This is a genomic window from Mucilaginibacter sp. P4_E8, from assembly GCF_056401495.1.
Window position 1 is genome coordinate 1 of the sequence record NZ_JBFUJG010000182.1, and the last position, 8,344, is coordinate 8,344.

The following is an 8,344-nucleotide window of genomic DNA, read 5'->3' on the forward strand; positions in this document are numbered from 1 at the left end:
AATTATAGCTGAAGCCAGGAAATTAGCAATTGAATGGCAACACGGCTTTATCAACCATGATCATTTTTTTGTTGCCATGCTAAAGAAAAAATGTATTGCTTCAAACTATCTTGATCATTGCGATGCGGAGCCTTGGGAAACAAGAATAAAAGAGCTATACCCACCCAGTAGTAAACTAACATTTAAGGATTCATTACCATTAACAATAGAGGCTGAACGTGTGATAAAGCATTCGCATAAAATAGCGCAACATATAAGTAAAAAGGCAGGTACAAATACCATTCATGTAATCCTAGCTATATTAAGTTATAATAATGCCGTAACGGAGTCTTTTAATAAGGCTGGTATTCTTATCGAAGATATTACTGAATCTCATTTTAAAAAAAGTTATAAAACGTTTCCTCCAATAATAAAACCGATTAGGAGGGAAATATATAATAAAGTCCAAATATTCTTTTTCTCCTTAAGCGCAAAACGAAAGAAGATAGATGAGCTATATCAAAATGCACTCGATCTATTTTATTATCAACAATTTGGAGATTCTATCAAGACTTGCCAGGTTGGTTTAAGCCTTTCACCATCAAATTTAGATTTTAAATTTCTGTTAGCCTATAATTTGATGAAGCAGTTTGATTTTGAATCTTCATTAATATTAACGGAGGAATTGGTTAAAAATAATCCCGAAAATGTCCAGTTCCTGCTTTTGTTGTCATGTATTAGTGATTTGAAAGGAAATTATGATACAGTAGCCGAAATTATTGATGCACTTTTACGATTACAACCTGATAATGGTGTTTATTTGAATAATAAGGGATTTAACCTAATTAGACAGACTAAATATGTAGAGTCAATCTCTTTCTTTGAACAGTCTATTCAAAAGAATCCGGTATTTACTTATCCCTGGAATAATCTGGGTTTTGCAAAATATAAACTTGGAGAAACAGATAATGCAATTAGTATTATTGATAAATCAATTGAATTGGATAAGAGTAATGCATATGCCTACAAAAATAAGGGTATTATTTATTTTGAACTGGGAAATAAAGAAGAAGCGTTAAAGAATTTTAATCTCTCTTTAAAATTTGGGTATACTGAAAAATATGGCAATGAGGTCTTACAGTTATTAGAAAAATTGGTTCCGCCACCCGAGTGTTTGTAACTCGTGGTTGTGCGCGACTTCAGTTACAACCGAAGAAAGAAACTAGTCGCTATTTCTCTTTCAACGCTATAATTTTCTTCACATTCTCAATAAAAGTGTTCGAGGACTGTACTTTTAGGTCACAATACTAAAGTTGCCCTTTACAAAGTTGATAGCCGCAAGACATAATTTATTATCTAATAACGGCAATCCAACCCGATAGCGGCTTGCTGCCGGTTTTAAGATCAATTATATAATAGTAAGTTCCTGTAGATACGTCTTTTCCCTTGTATTTGCCGTCCCATGGTATGCCATAGCCATTTGATGTCAATATTTTTTCCCCGTATCTGTTGTATATGTTTACTGTACAATTGGAGTAATCCCCAATATGGTTAATTTCCCAACGATCATTTATGCCATCGCCATTAGGTGTAAAAGTATTAGGTATAACCAAAATTTTGTTTATTGGCGCAATTACAAGGGTTCCAGGCACATAGGTTATTGCGTAATTTATAGAACCTGCACCATGAACTGTAATTGGATATTGTCCTGCCGGCGAGGTTGATGTAGCATCAGTAACAACCAATGGCTGTGGTGATAGCACCGAGGCTGTTTCCATATTTACGAAGCCGCTATAAGTTAGCGTTAAAACGGGGTTTTCGTCACCATAATATTTTCTTTCGTTATTGGCGGTAATGATTAATGGCGCAGGACTCACCGCGTTATTGTCTGCAGTAGTAATACCCTGATCAGCGGTATTGTCCGTGTTAAGCAATATATTACCGGCATAATTACCCACTGCTGTTGTTTCTGAAAGTCTTATATAGATTTTGGTTGGTGTAAGCGTTCCGATTGTACCTACAGTTATAGTTTGGCTAAAGGTTGTTCCGCCGGTGCCTATCTCAAAACCGGGTGGAGGCGTGATTATTATGCCACCTGTTAAATTGGTAGCAGATACGGTGAAGCTGGATGCCAGTGAGGGAGTGCCGTATACCGTTGCTAGCGGATCAACCTTACCTGAAATTTTAATGACAGCACTTGCTATAGTAGGCTTTACAGTAATGGTAAATGTAACAGGTTGCCCAGGGCAACCGCTAACCGGCGTAATAAAATTGCCGATTGAAAAGGGATTGAGCCCAACAGGTATTGTTTCCTGCTTGACGCCGGTTAGCGCATTGATTACTGTAACAGTACCTGAATTGGAATTGGCAACATATACGCTTGTTCCATCGGGAGTTACGGAAACCCCCATTGGATATTGACCCGCATCCTCTTTGAAGAGCACTGTATTTGATGAGGTATTAATGGCCGTCAGTGACCCGTCGCTGTAACCGGAAACATACAATATATTCCCATCCGGCGAAAGCGCTAAAGCAAACGGGGCCGTTCCAACTGTTACAGTTTTTACAACTGTATTGGTTATGGTATTAATTACCGAAATTGTATTTGAACCGGAGTTACATACATAAGCTGTACCGCCATCCCTGCTTACCATTACACCTTCCGGTGCTGTACCAACAGATATCGTCTTTAGTAACTGACCATTAGATGCATTTATTACTAATAAATTATTTTGGAGGTTATCTGTGGCGTATAGTGTACTACCATCAGGGCTTAAGGTAATTATACCAATACTAACACCGACACCTAATGTGGAGGTTATATTGTAGGTAGTCGTATTGATTATATATATATCGTCATTACCCAAATCGGGGTTAATAGCCACTAAATAAAGTTTGCTGTTATCAGGTGAAACTACCATACTGAATGAACCTATGGGGACAGATGTAGTTGCTATTACTGTATTTGTAGCTGTATTGATCACCGAAATCGTTCTTGAAATAGGATCGGATACATATACTTTTTTGCCATCATGACTAATGGTTATATCCTGCGGATCTGCCCCCATAGGTATAGTGGCCACTATTTTATTGGTTGCTACGTTGATAACAGAAACAGAGGATGAGGCCGAGTTGGTTATGTAAGCATATGGTGAATTGGATGGTGTAGCCGTAATTTTGGCAACTATAGGGCTTGCCGTGTTATTAACAGTTGCAAAGGCAGGAATATTGTCGGTGCCGTTTGACGCTAAACCAATTTCAGGGTGATCGTTTACCCAGGTAAAAGTATTCCCGGTACCGGTGAATGTAACCAGGTCTGATAGCGTTCCATTATTCTTAATTTGATTGGGCACAGTATTAACTGCTGGCAATGCGTTTACAACTCCGGCAACGGCCACGTTTTGATTTACGGCTCCAGTCGAACTCAATATGACATTACCCGATATGTCACCTGTACCTTCTGCAGCGGCCGATCGTACATATACTGTTTTATTTAAACTGCCACCCGATTGGGCAAGGGTTAAAGTACTGCTGTAACCGTTACCGGGCGTGAGCGAAACCTCGAATCCATTAGGTGCAGCGACGGTAACAGCGGCGGTTAAATTACTACCCGTAGCGGTAAACTGCTGTATATATGGCGAGGCTGACGGCGAACCTACGCAGGCCGAGATTGTCCCGCTTGCAGAGCCTGCTTTTATAAGCGGAGCTTCAGCCGTTGGTTTAACGGTTATAGTAAAAGTAACCGGAGAACTACTACAGCCAGGACCTGCCGAAACGAAGTTTCCGTAAGAAAATGCACCCGTAACAGTGGTAATGGAATTGGTTACGCTATTATTGGCTGTATTGATAACGCTGATCACACCATTTTGATTTACAGCGTAAGCCTTGGTGCCATCTGGGCTTAGAGATATACTAAATGGTGATTGACCGCCCGGCAGATCCACGGTTGCAATTACTGTTTTTGTTTGATTATCAATAACGGACACAGATCGTGAATCCTCATTCACCACATATACTTTTTTATCATCAGGTGATACGGCCATGCTTACCGGGTTTAAGCCAACACCAATGGTTTTGATAACCTGGTTGGATGCCGTGTTAATGACAGAAACGGAAGCACCGGCGCTTACATACAACTGACTGCCGTCAAATGTGGCGGCGAGGGAGGATGCACCTTGATTCAGCGGGATTTGACCAATTGTTGCACCGGTATTAGCATTTATAACTGATATGAAATTTGACCCTTGGTTTGCAACATATATCTTGCTGCCATCCGAACTCATGACAACGCCTAATGGACTTTCTCCAACGTCGATAGTTGCGGTGATATTATGGGTTTCTGTGTTGATTATATCAACTGTGCCGTGACCACTAACGTCAAAGGGGTGTTCATTTGTTACATATATTTTACTTCCGTCGGGGCTTATGGTAATGCCGCGCGGGGAAGAATTGTTGCCGGTAAATGTATAACCCTCGATAGCGTATGTAGATGCATTGAGTGTTATGACAGTGTTGTTAGATGGATCTGTTACATATATAAATTTCCCGTCCGGGCTTATGATTTCGCCAAATGCTCGAAATGAAGTTGCAGTGTTGGTCATTATTTGGTTTGTTGACAGATCAATTACAGACAATTGCCCGATAGTGCTGAAAATATAGGCAAACCCGCTAACAGTTGGCATAGCGGTAATTGTTGCCGTGACAGGAACATCTCCTGAATTTATTGCTGTAAACCCTTGTATGTTCCCGGTACCGCTCGCCGGCAACCCGATAGATGGATTGCTATTTACCCAGGAATAAGAGCAGCCCGTCCCCGGAAAATTAGCAGATGTTGTTACATCGCCGTTAGTTACTGTTTGGTTTGATTGCGCAGATGTATGCGAAACGAAAGAGAAAAAAAATGTTGTAAGCACCACAACATATATAAGCCTCTTCATTAAATAAGTGATAGGTTAAGACACATTTCAATTCGATATTACGTCAAATTTATAATTATTTTACCATCATTAATAAACAAGATCGGGGAATGATTTTTTTTCCTCAGATTATCTAAAAGATAAATCACTTTAATACAAAAAAGGAATGCGATAAAGAATTTTTCCTTCAATACTTAAGTGGGGAACATACCCTTAACATAGTCAAAGTATTTCAGAACAATTGGCCTACTATTTAAGAACAAACTGGTCGACCATCCCGGAATTCCAAATAAGAGGGATGGTATATTATTCTTCTACAATTGAGCAATTATAGAGGCTATTTTTTTCAAATCTTTCATAAAGGCGTTCGAAAACTGCGGTCGGAAGGTCACAAAAATTGTTAACCTTTAGTAGTTTCTGCTAAAGGCTTTTTTTGTGCTTACGACATCAAAAAAGTGTATTTTAGTCCATGGGGTAATGATACTCAGATAAATCGAATCAGTTTCTACAACATCAGCAACCTTTTTCATATTCATGAGGTAAACATGACGCATTTTAAAACGCAGTTCTGATCTTAAGTATTTTAAATGCTGTACTGTGAAATAACGCTCCATAACCGAACACGTAACTGTTCGCATTCGGACGATTATTTTATTTTATATATTCATAAATGAATGATTGATAGATAATTATAAAATTGGCACGCATCTTTATACTGTCTAAGCAAGCTTTGCTTGCTTATTAAAACTGTTAATTAACTGATATGATCAAAAATTATTTCAAAATTGCGCTAAGACAATTGGGTAAACAAAAAATGTATGCGCTTATTAAGATAGGTGGATTCGCATTAAGCATTGCCGCCTGCCTGCTAATAAGCTTATATATACGTAATGAAATGAGTTTTGATAAAAGCTATCCTAATACCAACAGAATTTATAGGATAGTGGCTGGGTTTAGAGGTGACGACTCATACTGGCAAGGTACAGATGTGCCAGCACCAACAGCAACTACATTAAAGGCCCTATACCCAGAAGTAGAAGCCACTGGCCGGATAATGGACAAATCACTTTTTTGGGGAGCGGGTAGTGTTGAGTTAAAACGGGCAGACGCTATTGAAAATACACATGAAGAGKGTTTTGCATATGCAGACCAGTCGTTATTGGATATATTAGAGCTACCCATGGTTTACGGTGATAGGAGAACGGCCCTTAGCGAGCCCTTTACCATGGTAATATCAAAAAGTAAAGCTGATAAATACTACCCTAATCAAAACCCGGTAGGTAAGGTGATGTATATCAATAATGATAAAACCAAGCCTTACCGAATAGGCGCCGTTATGCATGATTTCCCTGCAACATCTCACCTTAAGTATAGTTTTTTTTTAACACTTACGGCTCACCAACTTTCAGATGGCGAGCAAACGAGATGGACTGCCAGCAATTATCGCACTTATATTTTGTTGAAGTCGGGTGCAGATGCAGTTGCATTTGAGAAAAGCATGAAGCGAACTATCGTTACCAACATAGCAGAATCGTTAGCAAAAAGTGGTGATAAAATTGCTGGTGAATTAAGAAATAAACTCTCTTTCACGCTGCAAAATATTTCAGATATAAACCTAAAATCTTACGACATACAAGATGAGATATCACATGGGGATATCCGTTTTATATGGCTTTTTAGTGTGGTGGCCGCCTTTATATTGATTATAGCCTGTATTAATTTTATAAATTTATCCACTGCTAAATCTGCTAATCGGGCCAAAGAAGTAGGTTTACGCAAAGTGGTGGGCTCGTTACGCAGCGGGCTAATTGCTCAGTTTTTAATAGAATCACTGCTGTATAGTTTCTTGTCGTTTACATTAGGCCTTGTTTTAGCGGCACTGTTACTTCCTTATTTTAATATACTTGCCTCTAAATCGTTGGTAATGCCATGGCAAGAGTGGTGGCTGTTCCCAACCATAATAGTGGCTGCATTTATAACAGGTGTTGCAGCAGGTATATATCCGGCGTTTTATTTATCGCGCTTTAAACCGGTTGACGTATTAAAAGGCCGGCTGAGCATGGGCAACAAAAGTTCTGTTTTAAGAAACGGGCTGGTAGTTTTTCAGTTTACTACCTCTATTATTCTTATCATCGGCACTATTGTTATATACAACCAGATGGAATATATCCTGAATAAAAAAATCGGCTTTGATAAAGATCAGGTTGTAATGATAAAGGGCACAAATACGCTTGACAACAAGGTAACCGATTTTAAAAACGAATTGCAAAAAATATCTGCTGTAGGCAGTGTATCTGTAAGCGATTATTTACCTGTTGATGGTACCAAACGCAGTGGCAGGAGGTTTTGGAACGAGGGTAAGGCCCAGGAAGACGTAGGAACTACCAGCCAGATGTGGCAGATTGATAAAGATTACTTAAAAACGCTGGGGATGCAGCTAGTTGCCGGCCGTAATTTCGCTCCAGAAACCCATGCAGACTCACAGGCAGTTATTATCAACCAAACATTGGCTAATAACCTTAACCTTAAAAATGCTATAGGAAAAAGGATAACCAACGGCGGAGAAGTATTTACGGTTATTGGAGTAGTGCATGATTTTAACTACGAATCATTACGTCAGGGCATTCATGAATTAGCAATGTGCCTTGGCCAGAGCTCGTCAATAGTATCTGTTAAGATAAAAGGCCACGATGTGAAAAACACCCTGGCACAAATCACTGCCGTTTGGAAAGAATTTTCACCGGGACAACCTATCCGTTACACCTTTATGGACGAAACGTTTGCCAGCATGTATGCTGATGTACAGCGCATGGGGGACCTATTAACTACGTTTGCAGTACTGGCCGTTGTAATAGCCTGTCTTGGCTTATTTGCACTGGCCGCATTTATGGCTGAGCAACGCAGTAAAGAGGTGGGCATACGTAAAGTATTGGGCGCAAGTATTGGGAACATTACCACATTACTATCTTTCGATTTTGTTAAGCTCGTAGTAGTATCCATTGTAATAGCTACGCCAATCGCTTGGTGGGCAATGGCAAAATGGCTGCAGGATTTCACATACCGTATTGATATAAGCTGGTGGATGGTTGCACTGGCAGCAGGCATATCAATTTTTATAGCCGTACTAACAGTTAGCTATCAAAGTATAAAAGCGGCACTAACAAACCCTATTAAGAGTTTAAAAGTTGAATAACCTGACAATCACAAGTATCTCGCTCTTTTAGTTAATCGTTACATCTGATTTAGGGAAGCGAGAGCCTTCAAATCTTCCATAAAGAGTTCGAAAACTGCGGTCGGAAGTCACTTAAGTAGATATCCACTTCAGAACACCTACTTTTTAAATCATTACAAATTACTGACTTACAGCATTTTATACTAAATCTATTGCTCGTAAAAGGGAGTTCGAAATTTTAACATAATTTCGTCTCTCAATTAAGCAAATATAGTTA

At 39.3% G+C, this 8,344-nt stretch carries 4 protein-coding genes; 2 read left to right on the top strand and 2 right to left on the bottom strand.

Annotated features, from left to right (window positions below; translation table 11 throughout):
- On the top strand, nt 1–1,159 hold a 1,159-nt coding region (locus AC1DRQ_RS27905), incomplete at its 5' end, for a tetratricopeptide repeat protein (RefSeq protein WP_477428851.1).
- A gap of 172 nt (nt 1,160–1,331) precedes the next feature.
- On the opposite strand, the gene AC1DRQ_RS27910 is transcribed toward AC1DRQ_RS27905, so the two are convergent.
- Both AC1DRQ_RS27910 and AC1DRQ_RS27915 read right to left on the bottom strand, forming a co-directional pair.
- Nucleotides 1,332–4,916: a YVTN family beta-propeller repeat protein gene (locus AC1DRQ_RS27910; protein ID WP_477428853.1), complete on the bottom strand. Its 3,585-nt coding sequence runs from the start codon at nt 4,914–4,916 to the stop codon at nt 1,332–1,334.
- A 386-nt stretch (nt 4,917–5,302) separates the two neighbouring features.
- Entirely contained in the window at nt 5,303–5,533 is a 231-nt protein-coding gene (locus tag AC1DRQ_RS27915) for a hypothetical protein (protein ID WP_477428855.1), read from the bottom strand.
- A gap of 125 nt (nt 5,534–5,658) precedes the next feature.
- On the opposite strand from AC1DRQ_RS27915, the gene AC1DRQ_RS27920 reads away from it, so the two are divergent.
- Nucleotides 5,659–8,088 (top strand): ABC transporter permease, encoded by a 2,430-nt coding sequence (locus AC1DRQ_RS27920; RefSeq protein ID WP_477428857.1) that lies wholly within the window; start codon nt 5,659–5,661, stop codon nt 8,086–8,088.
- Nucleotides 8,089–8,344 lie beyond the last annotated feature (256 nt).